The sequence below is a fragment of the Arthrobacter sp. DMZ02-1R genome, assembly GCF_057747935.1.
This window is the reverse complement of record NZ_CM173230.1, coordinates 3,804,637-3,827,966: the sequence shown is the minus strand read 5'-3', so window position 1 is coordinate 3,827,966 and position 23,330 is coordinate 3,804,637. Positions and strand designations below refer to the sequence as shown.

Annotated in this window: 19 protein-coding genes and 1 tRNA gene; 7 read left to right on the top strand and 13 right to left on the bottom strand. The window is 63.3% G+C overall.

Translation table 11 applies throughout. The features are described 5' to 3' along the window. Positions 1–44 precede the first annotated feature (44 nt). A complete protein-coding gene (locus tag AC3ANQ_RS18175; RefSeq protein WP_488302320.1) occupies positions 45–3,071 on the top strand; it encodes an alpha-mannosidase in 3,027 nt (1,008 codons plus the stop codon). Positions 3,072–3,089: 18 nt separating this feature from the next. Here the strand turns inward: AC3ANQ_RS18175 and AC3ANQ_RS18170 are convergent, their stop codons facing one another. The 5 genes from AC3ANQ_RS18170 to AC3ANQ_RS18150 all read right to left on the bottom strand — a co-directional run bounded on the left by AC3ANQ_RS18170 (position 3,090) and on the right by AC3ANQ_RS18150 (position 7,090). Next, the gene (locus AC3ANQ_RS18170) at positions 3,090–3,917 is read right to left on the bottom strand and encodes an amino acid ABC transporter ATP-binding protein (protein ID WP_488302319.1); all 828 of its coding nucleotides are present in this window, start codon (positions 3,915–3,917) and stop codon (positions 3,090–3,092) included. After that, on the bottom strand, positions 3,904–4,569 hold the full coding sequence (locus AC3ANQ_RS18165; protein WP_268024793.1) for an amino acid ABC transporter permease: 666 nt from the start codon (positions 4,567–4,569) through the stop codon (positions 3,904–3,906). The genes AC3ANQ_RS18170 and AC3ANQ_RS18165 overlap by 14 nt, the downstream gene beginning before the upstream one ends. Positions 4,570–4,584: 15 nt before the next feature. Further along, the gene (locus AC3ANQ_RS18160) at positions 4,585–5,403 is read right to left on the bottom strand and encodes an amino acid ABC transporter substrate-binding protein (protein ID WP_488305369.1); all 819 of its coding nucleotides are present in this window, start codon (positions 5,401–5,403) and stop codon (positions 4,585–4,587) included. A 248-nt stretch (positions 5,404–5,651) separates the two neighbouring features. Then, positions 5,652–6,368: a hypothetical protein gene (locus tag AC3ANQ_RS18155; protein ID WP_488302318.1), complete on the bottom strand. Its 717-nt coding sequence runs from the start codon at positions 6,366–6,368 to the stop codon at positions 5,652–5,654. After that, a complete protein-coding gene (locus AC3ANQ_RS18150; RefSeq protein ID WP_488302317.1) occupies positions 6,365–7,090 on the bottom strand; it encodes a hypothetical protein in 726 nt (241 codons plus the stop codon). The genes AC3ANQ_RS18155 and AC3ANQ_RS18150 overlap by 4 nt, the downstream gene beginning before the upstream one ends. Positions 7,091–7,284: 194 nt before the next feature. Between AC3ANQ_RS18150 and AC3ANQ_RS18145 the strand changes: the two genes are divergently transcribed. Next, on the top strand, positions 7,285–8,955 hold the full coding sequence (locus AC3ANQ_RS18145; RefSeq protein WP_488302316.1) for an ABC-F family ATP-binding cassette domain-containing protein: 1,671 nt from the start codon (positions 7,285–7,287) through the stop codon (positions 8,953–8,955). After that, on the top strand, positions 8,952–10,865 hold the full coding sequence (locus tag AC3ANQ_RS18140) for an ABC transporter ATP-binding protein (RefSeq protein WP_488302315.1): 1,914 nt from the start codon (positions 8,952–8,954) through the stop codon (positions 10,863–10,865). The genes AC3ANQ_RS18145 and AC3ANQ_RS18140 overlap by 4 nt, the downstream gene beginning before the upstream one ends. Positions 10,866–10,884: 19 nt before the next feature. Here the strand turns inward: AC3ANQ_RS18140 and AC3ANQ_RS18135 are convergent, their stop codons facing one another. The 6 genes from AC3ANQ_RS18135 to AC3ANQ_RS18110 form a co-directional block, all read right to left on the bottom strand. Further along, entirely contained in the window at positions 10,885–11,817 is a 933-nt protein-coding gene (locus AC3ANQ_RS18135; protein WP_488302314.1) for a GGDEF domain-containing response regulator, read from the bottom strand. After that, complete coding sequence (locus AC3ANQ_RS18130; protein WP_488302313.1) at positions 11,814–15,113, bottom strand: hybrid sensor histidine kinase/response regulator; 3,300 nt, start codon at positions 15,111–15,113, stop codon at positions 11,814–11,816. The genes AC3ANQ_RS18135 and AC3ANQ_RS18130 overlap by 4 nt, the downstream gene beginning before the upstream one ends. A gap of 11 nt (positions 15,114–15,124) precedes the next feature. Then, positions 15,125–17,158: a glycosyltransferase family 2 protein gene (locus tag AC3ANQ_RS18125; protein WP_488302312.1), complete on the bottom strand. Its 2,034-nt coding sequence runs from the start codon at positions 17,156–17,158 to the stop codon at positions 15,125–15,127. A gap of 147 nt (positions 17,159–17,305) precedes the next feature. Next, the gene (locus AC3ANQ_RS18120; RefSeq protein ID WP_488302311.1) at positions 17,306–17,722 is read right to left on the bottom strand and encodes an NUDIX hydrolase; all 417 of its coding nucleotides are present in this window, start codon (positions 17,720–17,722) and stop codon (positions 17,306–17,308) included. After that, entirely contained in the window at positions 17,719–18,174 is a 456-nt protein-coding gene (locus tag AC3ANQ_RS18115) for a DUF6314 family protein (RefSeq protein WP_488302310.1), read from the bottom strand. The genes AC3ANQ_RS18120 and AC3ANQ_RS18115 overlap by 4 nt, the downstream gene beginning before the upstream one ends. Before the next feature lies 1 nt (position 18,175). Next, positions 18,176–18,248: transfer RNA gene (locus tag AC3ANQ_RS18110), tRNA-Arg, on the bottom strand. A gap of 236 nt (positions 18,249–18,484) precedes the next feature. Here AC3ANQ_RS18110 and AC3ANQ_RS18105 point away from each other — a divergent pair. From AC3ANQ_RS18105 to AC3ANQ_RS18095, 3 genes are all read left to right on the top strand, one after another. Further along, complete coding sequence (locus AC3ANQ_RS18105; RefSeq protein WP_488302309.1) at positions 18,485–18,757, top strand: hypothetical protein; 273 nt, start codon at positions 18,485–18,487, stop codon at positions 18,755–18,757. Between the two features lie 276 nt (positions 18,758–19,033). Beyond that, positions 19,034–19,480: a DUF7793 family protein gene (locus AC3ANQ_RS18100; protein WP_488302308.1), complete on the top strand. Its 447-nt coding sequence runs from the start codon at positions 19,034–19,036 to the stop codon at positions 19,478–19,480. Further along, entirely contained in the window at positions 19,470–20,990 is a 1,521-nt protein-coding gene (locus tag AC3ANQ_RS18095; protein ID WP_488302307.1) for a putative bifunctional diguanylate cyclase/phosphodiesterase, read from the top strand. Before AC3ANQ_RS18100 ends, AC3ANQ_RS18095 begins: the two co-directional genes overlap by 11 nt. 71 nt (positions 20,991–21,061) lie before the next feature. On the opposite strand, the gene AC3ANQ_RS18090 is transcribed toward AC3ANQ_RS18095, so the two are convergent. Continuing rightward, on the bottom strand, positions 21,062–21,388 hold the full coding sequence (locus tag AC3ANQ_RS18090; protein WP_488302306.1) for a hypothetical protein: 327 nt from the start codon (positions 21,386–21,388) through the stop codon (positions 21,062–21,064). A 171-nt stretch (positions 21,389–21,559) separates the two neighbouring features. Between AC3ANQ_RS18090 and AC3ANQ_RS18085 the strand changes: the two genes are divergently transcribed. Beyond that, the gene (locus AC3ANQ_RS18085) at positions 21,560–22,600 is read left to right on the top strand and encodes a hypothetical protein (RefSeq protein WP_488302305.1); all 1,041 of its coding nucleotides are present in this window, start codon (positions 21,560–21,562) and stop codon (positions 22,598–22,600) included. A gap of 78 nt (positions 22,601–22,678) precedes the next feature. Here the strand turns inward: AC3ANQ_RS18085 and AC3ANQ_RS18080 are convergent, their stop codons facing one another. Further along, positions 22,679–23,305, bottom strand: a complete 627-nt coding sequence (locus AC3ANQ_RS18080) for a hypothetical protein (protein WP_488302304.1) — start codon at positions 23,303–23,305, stop codon at positions 22,679–22,681. Between the last annotated feature and the right edge of the window lie 25 nt (positions 23,306–23,330).

Sequence of the window (23,330 nt, the reverse complement as noted above, 5' to 3'; positions counted from 1 at the left end):
CACGGAAGCCTCTCGACCCAGCCCAGCGCTAAAGGGGACTTGAATTGCACGACGACCGCCGGATCACTGAGAAGCGGCTCGAACGTTTTGTCCGGGAGCGGATCGCCCCCGCCATCTATGGGCGCGCGCTGCCCCTGACCCTCAGCAGTTGGGATGTGCCCGGAGAGCCGGTCCCCGCCTCGGAAGCGCTCCATCAAGTCTTTGAACCCCAGGAACATGGTGCTGCGTGGGGCAAAGCCTGGAGCACTAAGTGGCTGCGGCTCCAAGGTGAGGTTCCGGAGGGTTGGGGAGTCGCCGATGGCACTGCGGTGGAGATCGTCGTCGATCTCGGTTTCAGTATCGACGCCCCCGGATTCCAGTGCGAAGGCATTGCCTGGCGCCCCGACGGCACCATCATCAAGGCCATTTCTCCCCGAAACCAGCATGTCCCGCTTAAGCTCCTGGGTGGCGGACTCTCGGTGGACTTCTACGTCGAAGCCGCGGCCAATCCCGATCTCAGCCAGGGATGGAGCTTCTCGGCAACACCTTTGGGGGACATAGCCACCTCCGGAGACGAGCCCCGCTATCGGCTCGGGCGCATAGCCATAGCCGAACTCAACGAGGTGGTTTGGGAGCTCCATCAGGATATTTGGACGCTTAGCGGGCTCATGCACGAGCTACCCTTCGAACTGCCCCGGCGCCATGAAATCCTTCGCGCCTTTGAACGCATGCTGGACGTCATGGATCCTGACGACGTCGCGGGTACCGCTGCCGCTGGCAGGGAAGCCCTCGCCGAGGTCTTGAGCAGGCCTGCCTACGCCTCAGCCCATGAACTGTTGGCCACAGGCCACGCCCACATCGACTCGGCCTGGCTTTGGCCGGTCCGCGAAACCATCCGCAAGTGCGCCCGCACCTTCTCCAACGTCGTCGCCCTCATGGATGAGAACCCTGACTTCGTCTTTTCCTGCTCCTCTGCGCAGCAACTGGCCTGGATCAAGGAGTTCTACCCCGAGCTGTTCATCCGGATCCGGGAGAAGGTGAAGGCTGGACAATTCATGCCTGTTGGCGGCATGTGGGTGGAATCGGACACCAACATGCCCGGCGGCGAGGCCATGGCCCGCCAATTCGTCGAGGGCAAGAGCTTCTTCCTGCAGGAGTTCGGTATCGACTGCCAGGAGGCCTGGCTGCCGGACTCCTTCGGGTATTCCGGGGCGCTGCCGCAGATCGTCAAGTCTGCTGGCTCCCGCTGGTTCCTGACCCAGAAGATCTCCTGGAACCAGGTCAACAAAATGCCGCACCACACCTTCAACTGGGAGGGCATCGACGGCACGCGGCTATTCACCCATTTCCCGCCCGTGGACACCTACAACGCTGAACTCCACGGACGCGAACTCGCACACGCCCAGCGCAACTATCGGGAGCACGGCCGGGGCACTATTTCCCTGGTCCCCTTCGGCTATGGCGACGGCGGTGGCGGACCCACGCGAGAAATGGTCGCCGCAGCCCACCGCACGGCGGATCTGGAAGGCTCGCCGAAGGTGCGCATGGGAACGGCGAAGGAGTTCTTCACGAAGGCCGAGGCAGAGTATCGGAATCTGCCGGTCTGGGTGGGGGAGATGTACCTCGAGCTACACAGGGGCACCTACACGAGCCAGGCCAACACCAAGCAGGGCAACCGCCGCTCGGAGCACCTCCTGCGCGAAGCCGAGCTTTGGTGCTCGACGGCGGCCGTGCGGACGGCCGGTTCGTTCACCTACCCGGCGTCGGACCTTAAGCGTTTGTGGCGGCTTGTGCTTTTGCAGCAGTTCCATGACATCCTGCCGGGCAGCGCCATCGCATGGGTCCACCAGGACGCCGAGCGGAACTACGCCGCGATCGCAAGGGAACTGGAAGCCATCATTGGGAACGCAGCCGCTGCCCTGCTGGGTAAGGGGGACACAATGTTCCTGCTCAACGCGGCCCCGCATGAGCGCAGCGGCGTACCCCCGCTCGCGGCCGCCCAGGCGGTTCATTCGGAGGGTCCCGTCATCGTTACTGAACGGGCCGGCGGCTACGTTTTGGACAATGGCATCATCCGTGCCGTGCTGGACGCGAATGGACTGCTGACGTCCCTTTCGGACTACGCAAGCGGCAGGGAAGCCATTGCCCGCGGTCAGTTCGGCAACCACCTTGAACTCCACCGGGATACGCCCAACGAGTGGGACGCCTGGGATATCGACGAGTTCTACCGCCGGAACGTCGTCTCCATTGGCGAGGCGCGTTCGGTGACGCTGGAGAGCGCCGGCTGGGACGCCGTCGTCGTCGTTGAGCGGACGGTGGGTTCCTCCACCATCACCCAGCGGATTTCCCTCGAAGCGGGCGCGGAGTCCCTCGGAATATCCACCGCTGTGGATTGGCAGGAACGCGAGAAATTGCTGAAGATCGGGTTCCCGTTGGACGTCCATGCGGACCGTTCCGCTTCGGAGACCCAGTTCGGGCACGTTTTCAGGCCCACCCACACCAACACGTCCTGGGAAGCGGCCAAGTTCGAGTTCTGCGCCCACCGCTGGATCCACGTGGCAGAGCCGGGTTACGGGGTGGCCATCACCAACTCGTCAAGCTACGGGCACGACGTCACCCGGGCCATCCGCGATGACGGCGGAACCACCACTAATGTCCGCGTGTCCCTGTTGCGTGCCCCCAAGTTCCCGGACCCCAAATCCGACCTCGGTGTGCACGTCCTGGAGCTGAGCATCCGGCCCGGCGCCAGCATTGGTGATGCCGTGGAGGAGGGATACCGGACCAATCTCAAGCCGAGGCTGCTGGCGGGCGCGAAGCCTGTGGAACCCCTCTTCACGGTGTTCAACCAAGCGTTGGTGATCGAGGCCGTGAAGCTGGCTGAGGATGGCTCGGGAGACGTGATCGTGCGGCTCTACGAATCACTGGGAGAACGTTCCACAGGCATGATCACGGCCAACTTCGAATCCAGGGAGGTGCGCGCCGTGGACCTTCTGGAGCGCCCCGTCGAGGCTCCCGACGTGATGCCCGGAGCTGGCGCAGCCCAAATGACGCTGCGTCCGTTCCAGTTGGTGACCTTGCGCTTCAGCCGCTGAGCTTTTGCGTGCCCTGCCTCAGACGTCGTGCTGCAGGCGCTTGACGAATTGCTTGGTGCGTTCCTCCCGCGGCTCCCTCAAGACCTCCGCGGCCGGCCCACGCTCCACTACGACGCCGCCGTCCATGAAGATGACTTCGTCGGCAACTTGGCGGGCGAAGGCGAGCTCGTGGGTCACGATCACCATGGTCCACCCTTCGTCGGCAAGTTCCTTGATGACACCGAGCACCTCACCCACGAGCTCCGGGTCCAGGGCGGAGGTGGGCTCGTCGAAGAGCAGCAACTGGGGTTTGAGTGCGAGGGCGCGCACGATTCCCACACGTTGTTGCTGCCCGCCTGACAGCTCGAAGGGGTAGGCGTCGCGTTTGTCCGCGAGCCCTACCCGGGCCAGGAGGCGATCGGCCTCGGCCACCACTTCCGCCCGTGGCCGTTTCTGGACCTGGACCGGTCCCTCGATGATGTTCTTGAGCACCGTCATGTGCGGGAACAGGTTGTAATGCTGGAACACCATGGCACTGCGGTCACGGAGGGCCGCGATTTCCCGTTTTCCCACGGTGCCGGCGAAGTCGAGGGTCAGTCCCGCGCCGGATCCGCGGACGGTCCCGGCGTCGGCGTCCCCGAAGGTGACAATCCCGGCGTCGGGCACTTCGAGGCCGTTGAGCGAACGCAAAACAGTGGTCTTGCCCGAACCGGAAGGCCCGATCAGCGCTACCACCTGGCCGCGCAGGACATCGATGTCGATGCCGCGCAGCACCACGTTGCTGCCGAAGGCTTTGGCGAGGTCCCGGGCGGACAGAACCAGCCCTGCGCCTGCTAGCGAGGCGTTGCTGGTGTCAGTGGGCGACATAGCGGTCCAATCTGCGCTCCAGGGCGGACTGGCCCGTGGAGAGGACGAGGCAAATGAGCCAGTAGACCAAGGCGGATTCGAGGTACAGGATCATGAATTCCTGGCTGAACGCGGCGATCTGCTGGGCATTGCGGAAGAGTTCGGTGACCAGGATGAGGGAAGCCAACGAGGTGTCCTTCACGAGGGAAATGAAGGTGTTGGACAGTGGGGGCACTGAGACCCTGGCCGCCTGCGGGAGGATGATCCGCACGAGCGTTTGAGGCCGGGACATGCCGATGGTGTGCCCGGCCTCCCATTGGCCCTTGGGCACGGACAGGATCGCAGCGCGGATAACCTCCGCCGCGTAGCCACCCACATTGAGGGAAAAGGCGATGATGGCGCTGGGCCACGGCTCCAGCTTCACGCCGAGGCTAGGGAGGCCATAGAAGATCACGAACAGCTGCACCAGCAGGGGAGTTCCGCGGATTACGGAGACGTAGAAGCGTGCGACGCCGGAAAGCACCCGGTTGGGGCTCAAGCGTAAGAGGGCAACGAGCAGTGCCAGTGCCAGGCCCAGGGCGAACGACGCCAAGGTCAGGGGGATGGTGCCCGTGACGGCACCGCCGATGATGGGCCCGAACGAACTCCAGACGAGATCCCAGTTGAAGGTCATCTGTTTGGCCGCTGGCTACTTGGTGACGTCTGCGCCGAAGTACTTCAGGGAGATCTTTGCCAGGGTGCCGTCCGCTTGAAGATCCGTCAGGGCTTTGTCCACCGCGGCCTTAAGCTCGGTGGATCCCTTGCGGAAGACCAAGGCGCTTTGCGTTTTGTCCGTTGTTTCCGCCGCTATCTTCAAGCCGGAGTCCGGAGTGGTCTTGGCATAGTCGAGGTAGGTCAGTTTGTCGTTGACGGTTGCATCGACGCGGCCCTGGCGAACCAGGGTTGCTGCCTGCGCCCAGCCTTCGACGGCCTGGACGTTGGCGCCAGCGTCAACTGCCATCTTGTAGAAGTTGCTGGTGAGTGACTGTGCGGTGGTTTTGCCTTTGAGGTCTGCGAAGCTGTTGATGGACGTGTTGTCCGACTTGGTCACCACCACCCCGTTGGAGACCGTGTAAGGCGCTGAGAAATCGTACTTGGCCGTGCGCTCGGGGTTGATGGAGATCTGGTTGGCGATGGTGTCGAAACGCTTGGAATCAAGGCCCGCGAAGATGCCATCGAACTGGGTTTCCTGGAAGGTCGCCTTGACTCCGAGCTTGCCGGCCACGGCCTGTGCGATTTCGACGTCGAAGCCCGTGAGCGATCCCGCTCCGTTCTCGTGGAAGCTGAAGGGCCGGTACGTGCCTTCGGTGGCAATGACGATCTCGCCCTTGGACTTGATGGCGGACAGCGAGGTGTCTCCGCCCGATGTCGACGACGGCGATGATCCGCCGCCGCAAGCGGTCAGCGCCAGCGCGACGGCGGCAAGGGTTGCGGACAGTGCTGTGCGGCGAGTGGGCAGGCTCTTCATGAAAGCCATCTTAGTCACGGGTCCGTTCCAGCTGCCGGGGGGCGTACACAGAAGGACGCTTAAAAAGGCTGAGTGGGGGCGGTCCCCAACAGCCCGCCACCACTCATCCCCCCAAATGTGCTCCAGCACGCGCCACGAACCTTGGAAACCCGTTCATTGATTCGAAGGTCAGGCTGCATCGCCTTCACACATTCATGATTATGCCACGATATAATGGATTTGTGAAAGAGGTTACGCGGTATGTTTTTCTATTTCGTTGACGTTACCGCGCTGTTGGCGCGGTGCGCAATGACCTTGGATAGCCAGATGCCTCCCAAACCAAGCGTGCTCGCCAAAGCTGCCGAGTAGTTGATGAGTGGCCGCAGCCACCCGACCGACGCCGGGATGAACGGAAAGACCTGCGAAACGATGAGCAATCCGAGGCCCAGGAGCAGCGTCGCGGAGGCGGCACGCAGCAGAACGGGACCGGAGCGTCGCACGGATCGCCACATGCCCGGGACCAGGCAGGTGGCAACGTAGCCCGGGTAGAACCTGCCCAAGGCCGCGTAGATATCAAGGGCTGGCCCCGGGTCCAGGTCACTCAGGCCAACAGAGGAGTCCCTGGTGTCCATCGAGAAGAAAAAGAAGGCAGTGAGGACCGCGGTGGCTCCCAAAATGGCCAAGCCAAGCGGTCCCCGGATGGCACGTTCCCCGCCAGGCGAAGCAAAGGCCGTGGCCACCTTGATGCCCATGAGCAGGAACGTTCCGTAGAGTATGAACCGGAGCAGCAGGTTGCAGACGTTGAAGTTGCCCAGCCAGGCGTCGATAAGCACGTAAGGCCCCTCGATGCTGAGCAGGATGTCAAGCGAAATCAGCGCGAACAGGACCAACATCATCCGGTTCTCGCCCCGGACGGCGCTGGGAACGCGGATGACCGTCAACGCAACGCAGACGAAGAGCGTGGCCCACTGCAGGACGGCGATCATCCGAGGTTCTCCCAGATTCTGTTGGTGTGATCGGCCTCGTGCTCTTGGCGGCGCAAGACCTTGCCCAGGGCCTGTAGCCGTTCGCCGGCCAGCAGGGCCAGCTCGCCTTCCGTCATCCGGTCGAGGGCGTCCCGCCGTGCCCCAGGGGGCCAGCCGGCTTCAGCCTCCGTGACGAGGCCGCTGGCCACAAGGCCCCCGGAGGGTCCGACGCCGGCGGCGCGTGAGGTTGCCAGGGCCAGTTCCGGTGGCAACCGGTTGGCTGTCAGATGGGCGGAGAAATTCTGCGGTGCGATTCCGGTGGCGTCGCTGACCCGGTGGCGCAGCTCGCCGCCGTCGATCGCATCCACCCAGTTCCTGACTGACGTCGGGTGGGGCGTGTCCGCCAGGACCAGGGGCGGCGCGCCGTCCCGGGGCTCGGAACGCTCCACGACGGCCCGCAAGAGATCCATGGTGGAGATCTGGCTGACGAGTTCCGCGTCAGAGGGCGGAACCGGAGTTCCGCGAAGCGCCGCATAGGCCTCGAATTGTGCCAACGCATCGAAGGGATTCATGTCGAAGGCCCGGCTTATGCTCACGAGCGAGGTCTCCGCTACCTTGCCCCGGACCAATTGCTGGGCCAGCGTAGTGCGTTTCACTCCCGAGAATCGGCAGACATCGGCCGTGCTGGTGTTCGGCGCGATCCCGTGCAGCCAGCGTTGGAACGCCTTGGAAGGGAGGGACATGAACCACTTTCTGATGGACGGTTTCGGGCGGGCAGATTCTGACAGGACAGTGGGGTCGATTTTACGATGCGGGCACATTGAATTATGCTTGATTCTCGAACCCGCTGGTCCGCACACCCCCCAAGTACGGACCAGCGGGTTCTTCCATGCCCCGGCCTTTCCGTTGTGGGGCGGAGCAGTGAGAGGATAGACCAATGACTGCAACGCTTGTCGCCAAAGAGCTCTCCGGCGGCCACGGTCACCGCACCTTGTTCTCGAAGCTCTCCCTCACAGTCGCGCCTGGAGACGTCGTGGGTGTTGTCGGCGCCAACGGTGCCGGGAAATCGACGCTCTTGCGCATTCTTGCCGGAGCTGACCGTCCACAAGACGGCACGGTCAGCCTCGCCCCCGCCGACGCCTTTGTCGGGTGGCTGCCCCAGGAACACGATCGCACTCCCGGTGAAACGGTTGCCGCCTACATTGCCCGCCGCACGGGTTGCTCCCAAGCCACGGCCGACATGGAGGCGGGCGCCGAGGGTCTCGCCGCCGGGACTCCGGACGCCGATGACGCCTATTCCCTGGCCTTCGACCGCTGGATGGCGTCGGGGGCGGCAGACCTTGAGGACAGAATCCCTGCGGTCCTGGCGGAACTGGGCCTGGAATCAGGTCCGGATGCGCTGATGACGGGCCTGTCCGGCGGACAGGCAGCCCGGGTCGCCTTGGCCGCGCTCCTGCTAAGCCGCTTCGATGTGGTGCTCCTCGACGAACCGACCAATGACCTGGACCTCGACGGACTCGCCCGGCTTGAGTCCTTCGTCCAAGGCCTGCGGGGCGGTGCCGTGCTGGTCTCGCATGACCGGGAGTTCCTGGCCCGATGCGTCACCAGGGTCCTGGAATTGGACCTGGCACAGAACAGTGTGGCGGTCTACGACGGCGGTTACGACGCCTTCCTCGAAGAGCGGGCGGTAGCGAAGCGGCACGCCCGGGAACGGTACGAGGAGTTCGCCAACACCAAGGCGGATCTTGTGTCCCGGGCCCGGACGCAGCGTGAATGGAGCTCGCAGGGCGTCCGCAACGCCATGAAGAAGAATCCGGACAACGACAAGATCCGCCGTGCTGCCAGCGCTGAGTCTTCGGAAAAGCAGGCCCAGAAAGTCCGGCAGATGGAGTCCCGCATCGCCCGGCTTGACGAGGTGGAAGAGCCGCGGAAGGAGTGGCAGCTGCAGTTCAGTATCGGCCAGGCTCCGCGCTCCAGTTCGGTCGTCGCAACCTTGCGCGACGTCGTCGCGCATCAGGGCGATTTCACGCTGGGACCGATCAATCTCCAGCTCAACGCGGGCGAACGCATCGGCATCACGGGACCCAACGGCGCAGGAAAGTCCACCCTCCTGCGGCTCCTGCTGGGACTTCAACAGCCCGACGCCGGGGATGCCTCCATGGGCGTGTCCGTGGCGATCGGCGAGATAGACCAGGCCCGGGGGCTGCTGGCAGGACATCTCACGCTTACCGACGCCGTCGAAGCCGTCCTCACTGACTGGAACTCCGCCGATGTCCGCACCCTCCTGGCAAAATTCGGCCTCAAAGCGGACCACACGTCCCGGACCGTGGATTCCTTGTCTCCGGGCGAACGCACCCGGGCAGCGCTCGCGCTGCTACAGGCCCGCGGCGTCAATCTGTTGGTCCTGGACGAACCCACCAACCACCTCGATTTGCCGGCCATCGAGCAGTTGGAAGAAGCACTGGACGGCTACGACGGCGCACTGCTGCTCGTCACGCACGATCGCCGCTTGCTCGAAAACGTCCGGCTCGATTCCCGTTGGCACCTCGACAACGGCACCGTGACTGAACTGCAGCATACTTCCGGAATGGGGAATCACAAGTCATGAGCATGGATGGCGTCGCCTGGCGCTCGCTCTACAACATCACTCGCGCGAAGAGTGGCTCCCAGCCGTTCTCCCGGGAGACCATCAAACGTGTGCTGGCATTCGCCAAACCGCACCGGAACAAGTTGATTGCCTTCGTGCTGGCCTCCATTGTGGGCGCAGTCCTTGCGGTGGCCACCCCCGTGCTGGCTGGCCGAGTGGTGGACGCGATTATTGCCCGCTCCGGTGTGGACGTGGTGATAGGGCTGGCCGCTCTCATCGCCGCCGTTGCCGTCGCTGATGCCGGGCTTGGCCTGTTGACCCGCTGGCTGTCTTCAGTGATCGGCGAAGGGGTGATCGTGGATTTGCGGACACGTGTGTTCGACCACGTGCAGCGCATGCCCATCGCGTTCTTCACCAGGACCCGCACCGGTGCCCTGGTCAGCCGCCTCAACAATGACGTCATCGGAGCCCAGTCGGCCTTCGCTGGCACCCTCTCCGGGGTGGTCAGCAACATTGTGTCCTTGGCCTTGACGCTCGTGGTCATGCTCAACACCTCCTGGCTGGTCACTGTGCTGGCCATGGTGCTGCTGCCGATCTTCCTCATCCCAGCCCGCCGCATGGGCTCCAAGCTGGCCGACCTGCGCCGCGAAGCCGCGTCACACAACGCCGCCATGGGAACCCAGATGACCGAGCGTTTCTCGGCACCTGGCGCCACGCTCGTCAAACTGTTCGGCCGCCCCGACGAGGAATCCGCCGAGTTCGCCCTGCGCGCCGGCCGTGTGCGGGACATCGGCGTCCGCACCGCCATGCTGCAGTTCACGTTTATCACCGCGCTGACACTCGTTTCCGCCCTCGCCCTCGCGCTCGTCTATGGACTGGGCGGCTGGCTGGCCCTGAGCGGGCAGCTGGCGGCCGGCGACGTCGTCGTTCTGGCACTGCTGCTCACGCGCCTCTATGCGCCGCTCACCGCTCTCTCCAACGCGCGTGTGGAGATCATGAGCGCGCTGGTCAGTTTCGAGCGGGTCTTCGAGATCCTGGATCTGGATCCGCTCATCCAGGAAAAGCCCGACGCCGTCGCGGTGCCGCCGGGACCCGTTGCAGTGGAGTTCGACGACGTCCGCTTTGCGTACCCGTCCGCGGACAAGGTCTCCCTCGCGTCGCTTGAGGACGTGGCCACGCTGGATACCCGCGGCGGTGAGGAGGTCCTTCACGGAGTCAGCTTCCGCGTTGAGCCAGGCCAAACGGTGGCGCTGGTGGGGTCCTCGGGCGCGGGCAAGTCCACGGTGGCCCAGCTACTGTCCCGCCTCTACGACGTCGACTCCGGCACCGTGCGCCTGGGCGGCCACGGGCAGGGCACGGGCCTGGACATCCGCGACGCTACGTTTGACTCCCTGCGTGCGACATTGGGCATGGTCACGCAGGACGGGCACCTTTTCCACGAAAGCATCGCCTCCAACTTGCGGCTCGCCAGGCCCGGAGCGACGGACGAGGAAATGTGGGACGTGCTCCGGCGGGCCCGGCTCGAGACCATGGTCCGCTCCCTGCCCGATGGCTTGGAAACCGTGGTGGGGGAGCGCGGCTACCGCCTTTCGGGCGGGGAACGCCAGCGGCTCACCATTGCACGCCTGCTGATCGCACAACCGAGGGTTGTCATCCTGGACGAAGCCACGGCGGCCTTGGACTCCACGAGCGAAGCCGCCGTCCAGGCGGCCTTGGGCGAGGCACTCGCGGGACGCACCGCCGTCGTGATCGCTCACAGGCTCTCCACCATCCGGGCTGCCGATGTCATCCTGGTGGTGGAGGACGGATCGATTATTGAGCGCGGCACCCATGCAGAGCTTCTCGCGGCGGACGGGCGCTATGCGGAGCTGTACAACACGCAGTTCGCCGAGGCCACGGCCGTGGCCCAGGAGGCTGTTCCGAAGCTGTAAGGCCTCCGGTGCCTCTGCCTCAGCTTCGGGTATGTTGACGAACTTCCGGCGCAACTTCCACGCGGTTTCTGCCGGCTGACTTGGCTGCGTACAGGGCCATGTCGGCTTCTTTGAGGAGCCGTTCGCTGCTGACCCGGTGGTCGGGCACGTAGGCAGAGACTCCGGCACTCATCGTGAGGGTCCCGGAGGGATTCCCGGAATGGGCAATGCCCAGGCCGTGCACCGCCGCCAGGGCACGCTCTAGCCTCGTTTCTGCCCCGGACACAGTCTGACCCGGCAGCAGGAAAAGGAATTCTTCCCCGCCGAACCGGTAAATTCCATCGCTTTGACGCCCTTGCCCGGCAAGGGAAGCCGCGACGGCCTGCAGCGCCGAGTCGCCTGCTTGGTGGCCATAAATGTCGTTGTAACTCTTGAAATTGTCGACGTCGCAGATGGCCAGGCTGTAATCCGTTCCGTAGCGCGCGCATTTGTGGTGCAGCTGCTCCAGGTCTTCCGAGAGCTTCAGCCGGTTGTGGAGCTTCGTCAGTGGATCGGTCCGGGCCTGCTCCGTGAGCGCAGCGCGGTAGCGCGCAAGGTCTGTGTGCAGCGAAGTAACCCTTTGCGCCACCAGAAGGCGGGTATGCAGGGTGAACGGATCAAGTGGCTTGGCCACGTAGTCGTCTGCACCAGCCTTCATGCCGGCGACAACGTCCTCCCGTGAGTCCTTCGAGGTGACGAGGACAAGATACGTATATGAGTCTTCTTCCGCGGAGCGGATGGCCCTGCAGAGGTCGAGTCCGTCGAGTCCGGGCATCATCAGGTCAGTCACGACCACCTCCGGGCGGTGCTGCCGATACAGCTCCCAGGCAGAGCTGCCGTCCGCCGCCACGATGCACTCGTGGCCGGACTGCTCCACTGCTGCTTTCGCTACCAGGCGGGAACCGAAGTCGTCATCCGCGACCAGCACCTTCATGGGGCCACCGACAAGGCGTCGTCCAGCGCCTTGTCAACAAGGGCCAGTTCGGCTTCAAGACTGGCGAGGAGGGCGCGATCAACAGGCGCTCCGTCCGAGGAGCCGTGTTCCATCTCCTCGCACATCCGGGCCGCGCGGGCGGCTCCAATGTTGGCTGCGGAGCCTTTCAATTTATGGGCTACCTGCCTGAAAGCGTCTCCGCCTCCGTTGTCCAGAGCTTGGCGGAGTGCTTCCAAGGTTGGTTGAATGTCTTGCCGGAAGGCCTGTGCCGCGGCAGGCAGCAACCCCAGCCCGTCCGCCGCGCCGAGGGCGCGCAATGTTTCCAGCCTCGCGGGGTCGAGGGCAGGTTCGGTGCTTTCCTTCGCTGACTCGGGTATCCACCGTGTGAGAACTTGGTCCAATTTGCCCATGTCCACCGGCTTGGTGAGGTAGTCGTCCATGCCGGCGGCAAGGCAGCGGTCACGGTCCTCATCCAGGGCCCCGGCGGTCATGGCAATGACGGGGAGCCTGCGGTGGCCATTTTGCCGTTCCCGAATGGCCTTGGTGGCCTCGAATCCGTCCATGACGGGCATATGGCAGTCCATCAGCACCGCCGCATACGCGGTTGCACCAGTGGCGGCAACTGCGTCACTTCCGTCAGCGACGACGTCGGCCTCGTACCCTAACTTTGCAACCATGCTCCGGGCCACGAGCTGATTGACCTCGTTGTCCTCCACGATCAGAATCCGGCCACGCGAAGGCTGGCTGATGCTCGCGGGGACCGCGGGAGAAACGATCGGAGCGCCGACCGGACGGGTCGCCACAAGGCGCATGAGCCGATCATAGAATTCGGAGCTGCGCACGGGCTTCGTGAGCCACTCCTGGACCCCGGCCGCCACGAGTTCCGTCTTGTCCACATTCATGGTGGACGTCAGCATGATGATCCGGATGGATTCCAACGCGACGTCGGTACTCAGGTTGCGCGCCAGCTCCAGCCCGTTCATGTGGGGCATGCACATATCGATCACCGCGATGTCGAAGGGACTTCCGGCGGCGGCTTCCTCGCGGCAACGGTCCAAGCCCTGTTGGCCATCGCTTACAGCCTCCGGTTTCATCCGCCAGCCCGCCAGTTGCCCTTCGAGCACCAAGCGGTTGGTCGCGTTGTCATCCACCACCAGGACCCGGAGTCCCGTCAGTTGATCGGGGGAGATCGACGGCGGAGCTGCGGCAGGACCTGTCACTCCCAATGGAAGGGTGGCCCAGAAAGTGCTGCCGTTTCCCAGGGAGCTGTCCACCCCGATCTCGCCGCCCATCACCTCGGTGAGCCTCCGCGAGATCGCCAGTCCCAAGCCGGTTCCGCCGTACCGCCGGGTGGTGGAGGCGTCGGCCTGCGAGAACGACTCGAAGAGCCTGAGATGGTTTGCTGCCTCGATCCCTATCCCGGTGTCATGGACTTCGAAGCGCACCCGAACGTTTGCGGTGTCCTGCTCCACGACCTTGACGCTGATGACGACTTCCCCGGAAGGGGTGAACTTCACGGCATTTGAAGCCAGGTTGAGGAGAATCTGCCTGATGCGTCCGGCGTCGCCGACGAGCATCCCCGGAACCTCCGGCCGGCAGTACGCGATGAGTTCCAGGCCTTTGGCCTGGGCGGCTTCCGCCAGGAGGGCTGCGAGCTCCTCCACCATGGTGCGTGGATTGAAGGGTGCGGGGTCCAAGTCGACCTTGCCCGCTTCGAGTTTCGAGAAGTCCAGAATGTCATTGATCAGGGTCAGCAGGGCTTCGCCCGCACCCTTGACGCCCTCGGCATATTGGCGCTGTGTTTCCTCCAAGGGGGTGTCCAGCAATAAACCGGTCAATCCAATCACGCCGTTCATCGGTGTGCGGATTTCATGGCTCATCGTTGCCAGGAACTCCGACTTCAAGCGGCTGGCTTCCTCGGCGGCTTCCCGCGCAGTCACCAACTCGGCCTGTGCGAGCCGACGTTCGGTGATGTCGCGGGATATCGTGGCAACTCCGTGGATGCCGCCAGCACCGCGGATGGGGGACATCGTCAGGGAGATGGGCACAATGGAGCCGTCGCCTCGTAGTCGTTCCGTCTCGTAGCTGCGCGTTTCCCCACCGGCTCCGATAACCGCCATCAGGCCTTGCTCTTCGTCCCGGAGATGCTCGGGAATGAGAAAGGAAACATGCCGTCCAATTGCCTCATCGGCGCGGTACCTGTAGATCCTTTCAGCCCCGGGATTCCAGCTGGTGATGACGCCGTCCGGGGTCTTGCCCACGATGGCATCGGCCGATGAGTTCACAATGGCGCCCAGACCTTCGAGTTCGGCAGTCCGCTGGGCAACCTTGGATTCGAGGTCCCGTGTCAGGGTGATGTTTTCAAGAACCATCAGCACCTGGCGCACAATGGCCAGAGCCAGCACCATGAGACCCACGGTCTGAAGGAAAGGGTCGCTGGGGCGCCCGACGCGTATGGGGGCCACCATGACCGCACCGAACACCGGAACATAGGGCAGTAGTTCCAAGGCCAGCGTATATATCCGGCGGTCTGTTCGGGTCCGCGCAGAGTGTGGGACCAACGGTGCGAGGGCAATGAGCAGGAACGCTGTGATCCAGCCTGTTGTCAGTGGCGTGCCGGTCAGCCCGGTGACGCCGTCAAAGGTCAGCCTTACATAGACACTGTCCGTGAACGCGAGGACCAGGAGCCCGCCACCCAGGCAAACCCACCTGAGGCGCTCCCCGGGTGCCCTCCGCATGGTGAGCATAAGGACGATTGAGACCATCACGACATCGACAACCGGATAGGCAAGGCCAGTGAGACGGACGAGGATTTCCTGCCCCTCTGCTTTGTACATGGGCCCGAGGACGGTGGCCCAGCTCATGAACAGCACGGCGGCGGCGATCACAGCCGCATCCAATAATGCACGCAGGAAGGCAACGCGGGATGCCTGCGGGCGCGGAAACAAGAAGAGGGCGATGGCGGCCGGTATCGAATAACCGACGAAACCCGCGTCGGCTATCGAGGGGTAGGGATAGTCGTGGTCTAGGGTGAGTCCGAAGAACGTCCAGATTGATTGGGCCACGGCCCAGACGAGCGTGGCCAGGGCCATGAACCACCAGGCGCGGGCACTTTCGTCCCGCCGCAGGGCAGCGCGCGCGCAACTGGCTGAAGCGAGCAGTACGGCTGCCAGGATAGCGAAATCGCCGACGGTCTGTGCCGCCGACGTCCCTTGGTTGGCTCCGAGGCCCATAGTCAGGATGATGACTGCCGCGCCTCCGGCGGCGATCTTCCAAGCCAGCTTGGGCTCGCGCATTTTGTCTCCAGTCATGACGACTCGCGGGTTGCGACGGCAGGAACCCCAGCGGGAAAGCCCGGCAACACATTGTCGGGAGTGTGGAACAGCCAGAGTGCCAGGCTTCGATAGGCGTTCCAATCACCGTCGCGAACCTGCAGTGACGCCGTGCGGCCCTGCCTTGACGTGGACCAGACCCGAACGATGTCCAAGGCAATCGGTTTGGCCCCAGGCAGGACCAGGTGAACGCGGCCAGCCTCCGGCAGCGCGTCGGCCTCCAGTCGAACTGCGGCGCCACCCATGGAGATGTCAAGCAATTCGCCCGCGACCCCCTCAACCGTGACGGGTACTTTGACGGTGACCCGGTGGGCGCTCCTTCGTGATGTGGCGAATTCGGCGGCTCGAATCCGGAGCGTTCCAAGCACCAAGACAACTCCGGCCAGCACCAGCCAGACGCCGGCGGCAATCGTGGAGCCGGGACTTGTCCGCCAGGGCACCCATCCCAGGACTCCCGCGGTTGCGTAGAGAATGATCCCGGCCACGATGAAGATCAGCACAATGAGGATCCGCGGGGCCCGTCCGCGGAGTCGAAGTTCCGCTGCGCCTTTGGGGGTGACTTGAAACTCCAGGGTCTTGCGCGAGACGAGCCACCAAAGGCAAGCCATGCCAACAGGAACCCGGAAGATCCGCAGGGCGAACGCCGTCGGCCAATGGATCTGGTGGCGCATGAGTCTTTTGGCGCCCCACAAACGGACCCAGAACATGGCTCCAAAGGCGAGGGTGAACTCCAGGGGGCCGGCGGTGGAGGTCTGGGCTCCTGAGATCATCACCGCGACCGGAATTATGAACGCAATCAAGGTGGCAATGCCTTCCAGCCACCATAAGGTTCCGTTAATGTATTCTTGGAAGTTCCGCCAGGTCATCCAGCTCTTGGCGGCCCACAGGCGCTCGTATGTAAGGATCTGCATCGCGCCCATGCCCCAACGGCGGCGTTGCAGCAAGTACTGATCGGCCGTTGCCGGGGCCAGGCCCACTGCCAGGGTTTGGTGGTGGTACACGGTCTTCCACCCGATCCGGATGAGCTTGAGGGTGGTGTGCATGTCCTCGGTAATGGTTTCGGTTGCTACACCACCTACCTCACGAAGTGCCTTGACCCGGAGCAAGGATGTTGACCCGCACCAGAAAGGCCCCGCGCCGGGAACGTTGCGTGAAGGCATGAGGACGTTGAAGAACAACCCCTGCTCGCCGGAGATTCCGTCGTCGTCGAAGGCCCCCGAGTTATAGAACGCCTGCGGCCCTTGGACAAGGGCGATTTCCTCGTCGGCGAACCAGCCCAAGGTGGCCGTCAGGAATGTCGGGAGGGGTACGTGGTCGCAGTCCAGCACGGCAATGATGTCTATGAGGTCTTTGCCGGCGGCTTCCTCTGCGGCCATCAGATCCAGTGTGTGGTTCATATTGCCCGCTTTGGCATGGTCGTGCTGGGCGCGGGTTACAAAGCGCGCGCCGAAGGATGCGCACATCTCTTCAACCCATGGGCGGGATCCGTCATCCAACACCCAAGTCTCGTGGCTCGGTTGAAGGGCGCACGCAGCGGCGATAGTGGGGGCAAGGACCTCCACCGGTTCGTTGTACGTGGGGATCAACACCGCGACCCTCATGCCATTGGGCGGTTCGACAACCGGCTCGGGCGCATGGCAATCGATATTCCACAGCGTGATGGACTTCAGGACGAGCCCCACAAGGGGGAGGGCCTCAAACGTCACCAGCGTCCAAGCGATGACATGGTCCCAGCCACCAAGTGGCATGGTGAACGCGATCCGCCAGGTCAGGTAGAGCAACAAGGCCGAGATCGACGCTATCCCGCCGGTCCTCGCCATTCTGCGGGAACGCGGAGCCTCCGGCGCGGGAGAACCCAGTTGCGCCGCCCAAGCGGCGATTCCCGCAGCCGAGCAGGCCCTGACCTCGCGCGGAGTGTCACGGAACCTTGTCCGTTCTCCGCCGGATTCCGCGCCGACTTCTCCGCCGACGTCTCCCCAGGCGCGTCGGCGCTGTTCAAGAGATTGCATGCGATCCCCCAGCTGGATCTGACAATGCAGCCTGTATCAAGTTAAAACAAACTGTGCGACCACTATAGTCAGTTCTCGCTGGATTTTCATGGGAAAACCGAGAAGTTTAGGCCGTGTTAGACGCGGATTTTCCTTGCGTGCGAAGCCTTATCTTTTCGCAAGCATCGGCAGGACATGGTGCGTCAGTAGCGGGGCCAGATCGTCCGGAAGTTCAGCAGAGAGATCCAACCAGCGGATCTCTGCGATTTCGGCCGAAGGATGGGCTTCCCACGTGCCCGGTGCGGTGAAGACGGTGGCCTCGATGTCCGTGGCGGCCTCATTGGCGGCGACTGCGAGCCAGCTTCCCAAGGGCTGCAGGTCCTCGGGGTCGATGGCGATTCCGACTTCCTCGGCCAGCTCGCGGGATGCCGCCTGGGCCGCGGTTTCACCGGGTTCCGGCTTCCCTCCAGGGTGCATGAATTTGTCCGTGCCGCGCTTTCGTACCGTCAGCAGCCGCCCGGCGTCGTCGTAGACGCACACAGCGCTAACCACAATCAGATCCTTAGCCGGGCCGTTTTGGGTCATTGTTCTCTCCTCAACTGCGATTCCAGCAGCAGATCCTTGGCTGGTCCATGGACGTCCCAAGCGTAGCTAAAGGCATCCGGTCCGCCCCAGACGTAGTTGACTTTGTAGTCATCAGGATCGCACCAGTGGCTGTCCTTGTTGGCACGGTCGCCGAAGCTCATGCGGTGGAAGGGTTTCCCATCCGGGAAGTAGACATCCATGGCGACGGGGGAGTCCGAAGGCCGAAGGAGGTATTCGCGGAAGGCCGGGCCTGTGTGGGTGGGCCAGATGATGGTGCCGTCTTCGCGAAGGAGGAGCCCGCCGTCGGGGGTTTCTGAATAGCGCACGACGCCGGTGAAGGTACCGCGGGTGCCGCTCGCGCGGTCCCACAGGGACCGTTCCACGGTCCAGCTGCCCAGCAGATAGGCCCGCAGGTCTTGCGTCGGAGACGATTTGCGCGGCTGGTCTTTCAAGTGCCCTCGATTGGAATCGAACCAACGACACCGGCTTTAGGAGAGCCGTGCTCTATCCACTGAGCTACGAGGGCCTGTGCGCGTGCGGGAAGCTCCTGGGAGCCGCTGGCCGGGCACGCATACAAGCATACAAGCTGCCGGGGCAGCCCTCGAACACCGACGGACCGGCACCTTCTGGCACGTGCCGCTAGGCTGGCCCGCATGAGACAGCAGATGACGGTGCCGGCCGCACCAGGCGGCTACCTGCCGGACCTGGCCTCGACCCGATCGATCATTGGCGGCTGGGCGCAGTTGAGCGTGGTGCGCACTCATGTTCTTCATCGGCGGAGCGTTCGCCCTGTTGCTCCTCGGGCTGCTTTGGCTGCCGCATACGCCCATGAGTTGGTTCATTCTGGTGGCTGGAGCGGTGTCGCTGGGCGCCCTCGTGGTGGGCGGCCTGACCCGGATGGATGTCCCCGAGTCCGGAACCTTGGAACGCCTGATGGCCTATCCGATCACCATCGGATTTTGTGCTGCGGGGCTGGTGATGGCGCACCGGGTCCGGGAAGTACGGCGAACAGCGGCGCGGTTTGCAAGACGCTGAGTTTTCAGGGGTAGCCTCATGTCACTGGGAGGGCAGTCTGTGCATTATCATGAGTGCACTCACCGGAATGGCGCCGGGCTGAGGGTTCCACGCAGCTTGGCGCTGACTAGATTGATCGACACGGCAGAACATAGGACCCATGACTCATCAGCTTGTTCTGCGTCGCACGGGACACGCAGGCTTCATATTCCCCATAAAGGAAACGTCCTACCTCCTGGTTCGTGCCTTTCGGGACTTTCGCGGGCCGATTGCCCGACGGCGGCAGGCCACACAGCGGTGAGCGCCCAGACACTGCCTGCGCAGGAGTCCCAGCTTCCTGATGGTGCGCTTCATGCTTCTTCGGAAGCGGTCTTCGGCGTTGCGGAACAGATCACCGTCGACTTGTCGCAAGACGGCATCGTTGAGGTCATCCTGCCTCCCAACACCGTGGTCCGCTCGCCGGAAGCCCAGGCTGCCGCCGCGGCCGTCCGTGCTTTTGCGGATGGGCGGAGGCTGCCACTGCTGCTGACGGTGACCGGAGTGCTGTCTGTGACGAACGAGGCGCGCCTGGCCTACACAAATTCAGTGTTTGTTTCAGCATGTGCCTTGCTAGGGGAAAGCCCCGTCGATCGGGTGATCGCCCATTACCTCCTTCGCGCAAAGCCGGAATCAGTTCCGGCGCGGTTCTTCACCTCCGAGGCGGAAGCTCGCGACTGGTTGAGAGAGCACCACCGTGAATCATGAGTCCCAGGATCCTCGACTCCTTGCCCTGGTTGAAGGGGTAGTCCGGATTGCGGACGGCGACCTCAGCACGCGGATCCCGGTCTCGGGTCCGCGAGACGAAGTGGCTGCCGTTATCACCGGCATCAACCTCATGGCGGACGATCTTCAAGCCATCTACCAGGAACTCGAGGAGCGGGTAGAAAACCGCACGGCCATGCTGCGCGAGGCCCAAATCGAACTTGAGAGGATGGCCCTCACCGATCCGCTGACCCAACTAGCCAACCGCACTGCCCTCAACAGAGCATTGAGCCACGAGCTGGCGGAGTCCGAACGGGGAGAACTTCCACCCGCATTGCTTGTCCTGGACCTGAACTCGTTCAAGGGCATCAACGACACCCTGGGGCACGGCGCCGGTGACACTGTCCTGCAGGTCACCGCCAAGCGCTTGCTCGCGGCGGTCCGCGAAGGCGACACGGTGGCCAGGCTCGGCGGGGACGAGTTTGCCGTCATGCTGCCCAAATCCAATGCGGCCCACGCACGCGGGGTTGCCAAACGAATCCTCCGGGCCGTGGGCGAGAGCATTGAGATTGGCGAAGTCAGGATCATCTGCGGAACCAGCATTGGGCTCACCGTTGGCGAACCCGGCCGTTCAGTGGACGATCTTGTGATGGAAGCCGATACGGCCATGTATGCGGCAAAGGCCGAGCAGCGGAGCACTGTCAGGGTCTTCGAGCCGGCATTGTTGTATGCGCGCCGACTCCAGGGCCTCATGATCTCGGAGCTGCGTGAAGCCATCCGGACAGATCAGCTGGTCCTCTATTTCCAGCCTGTTGTCGAGTTGGGCTCGGGCCGCATTGAAGGCGCGGAGGCGCTGGTGCGGTGGAACCACCCCGACAGGGGATTGCTGATGCCGGATGCGTTCATTCCGTTGGCCGAGGAAACCGGCATCATCATCGATCTCGGCTATTGGGTTCTTCGCCAAGCGATGCGGCAATTGCGCGAGTGGCAGGACGGCCCCGGCGTGGACGAAGACTTCAGCATGCGGGTCAATATTTCGACAACCGAACTTCAAAGCCTGGAATTGATTGAGCATGTGCGGGAAGTGCTTGCCGAAACCGGAGTGGAAGCATCCAGACTGGTCATCGAACTCACGGAGTCGATGGCCGTGAACGGCAGCGACATCGACAAATACTCACTGACCGGCCTCCGGCGCCTGGGGATCCGCTTGGAGATCGACGATTTCGGTACCGGCTATTCCTCCATCAGCTACTTGCGCAACCTCCCCGTCAACGTGGTCAAGATTGACCGGTCCCTGATCCAGGGCTTGGGCACGGACGACAAGGAACGGGACTTTGTGGCGGCGGTTCTTCAGCTCATCCATGCCTGTGGAATGCAGGCAGTTGCTGAGGGCATCGAAACGGCAGACCAAGCGGCTGAGCTTTCCCGCCTCGGTTGTGCCAGCGGCCAAGGGTACTACTTCGGCCGGCCCATGCCACCGGAGAAATTCGCGGAACTGCTGCGCGGCGCCTGAACGGAGTTGCGTCAGCAACTAAGCGGCAACTGAAAGGCACCGGACCTTGGGCCGGTGCCTTTCAGGTATTGCTAATTGGACGGGGTGGAGTTGGGCCACCAGCCAGTGGCCTGAGGCGAACCCTGAGTGGTGGAGTTGGGCCACCAGCCAGTGGCTTCTGCCGAGTTCGGAGTGGTGGAGTTGGGCCACCAGCCAGTGGCTTCCGTCGAGTTCTGTGCGAAGTTGGGCCACCAACCAGTGGCTTCCGTCGAGTTCTGGGCGAAGTTCGGCCACCAGCCAGTGGCTATGGACGAGTCGTGTGAGGGACTCTCGCTGCTGGCTGAAACGGCTGCCGAGCCGGAAATTCCGGCAAGCAAGATTGCTGCGGCAGCGAGGAGAGCGGCGATGGTTCTTTTCATGCGGAAGCTCCTGATATGAGTGACTGATGCGACTGAAGTGAACGAAGTGAAGCATGCTCATTATAGGAGCAGCGACACGCCGTGTCATCAGTATTCGTCCACTCGGTGCAGAAACATGCTAAACGCTCGCCTGAATCATCGGCGGGGGTGTCTCAGAGACATAATGGAGCCATGGGAGAAAAGAAGGTTGCGCCGTCGTACGCCGCCGCGGAACTGCAAGCGAGAGGGCACCGGGCCAGCCACGACTTCGCCAAGGCTGCCGATGGCGCGCGCTCGGCTGCTGATATTGCCCGTGATGAGGGCGATTCCGCCGGATGGTGGAACATGACTTTCCTTCAAGCAGAGAATCTTCTCGACGCAGGTGAATTCGCTGCGAGCACTGCGCTGGCGAGGTCCCTTTCCGAGGCATCGTTGGCTGCGGCTTCACCCCAACACCGGGCCCGGGCACTCATCTTGATGGCGAACTCCCTGCGGGGTGAAGGGCTGTTGGAGATGGCCACCTCGGCTGCGGCGTCGGCAGTTGGATTGGTCGATGATGACGCCGACATGGAAATCGACGTCCATGCCAGGCAGGCGCTGATTGCCGCGTTTGGCGAGTCCGGCAAGCTGGAGGAAGCCTGGGGGGAGTGCTTGTCCCTCTCGGCAAGAATCTCCGATGAAATGGATGACCAGCTAGCCGGGAAAGCGTACTGGGTGATCGGCAATGTGGCCTTCCTTTGCGACAAGGTCGATGAAGGGCTCCACTACCATGAGCTTGCAGCGGAAACCTTTTCCCCTTCCCGGAACCTTGATGTCTGGGCCAAATTCAACAAGGCATCGGCAGCGATGAGGCTGGCCGCCGAAGTGGCAGATGCCGCCACCTTGCGGTGCATTGAACGGGCGGAGCTTGCCACGGATGTCGTCGGAGGCAGCGAAGAGGAAATCCTCCTGCTTCGGCTCAACCGCGCGCATTGGAATTATCTGGCGGGAGACGCCGGAGCGGCACTTGAGCTGCTGGACGAAATCAGGGGCCGCGCCGACCAGCTGCCGCCGCAGATGGCGGGCGAAATATTCCTCTTGATGGCGCGGGCCTATGCCGGTACCGGGAACGAGCAGGCAGCGAAGGACAGCCTGATCGAAGCGGCCGATCGCTTCGACAGCGCCGGAGCCCCCCAGCGTGCGCTCCAGGCACGGGAGATGCTCGCCCCGGAAACCGGTCCGGACCAGGAGTAACGCCCCTGGGCCTCCTCCCAGGGCTCTCGCTCGTTGGCCTGGTGGTGGCGCAGCGAGTGCATCGGGAACCCAGGATCGTCAGGCGCTCTTTGAACGCCGACGCCCCGTAAACACAGCCGCGCCGCCAGCCAAAAGGCTCAGCAGGAAAAACACCCAGCCCAAGACGGTGAGCGTGGACGCCAAAGCCACCAGTCCGGCGTCGGGCGTGGCAGATGCCAGCGCGGCGTCAACCGCAACGTTGCTCCACAAACGGACCACCGCGAACAGCAGGGGAACCGCCCACAGAATCCAACGCAGTGCCTTGCCGGCCACGTTGGTGCCGATAAGCAGAAGCCAGGTGAAGCCGAAGATCAGCGGAAATAAGGTTCCGGCGGTTTTGTGGATGTAGCTGAGCTGGCCGCGGGCGTCATCGTTCATCGCGGAGTGCAACTGCTGGACGTAATCCGTGGAGAATCCGCCAATGAGGGAATCAGGCATGGCCATGCCGCCCGACAACTGGATCATCTGGTTCAGGGTCAGGAGATGCACGTACCAGAACAGGAAAAGGCTGGCCACAACCCCGGCGATCACAACGAGCTTTGCGTTGCTTTGCGCCTTCTCGGGAGATCTCTGCGTGGTGGGATTGACCACGGACGGCAAGTGGTGCTGCGGGACGGCAGCGTTGGCGCCGTGTTTCTTGATGCGTTGGGCAGGGGTCTTGGCCATATGAATCATTATCCCGCCACATAAG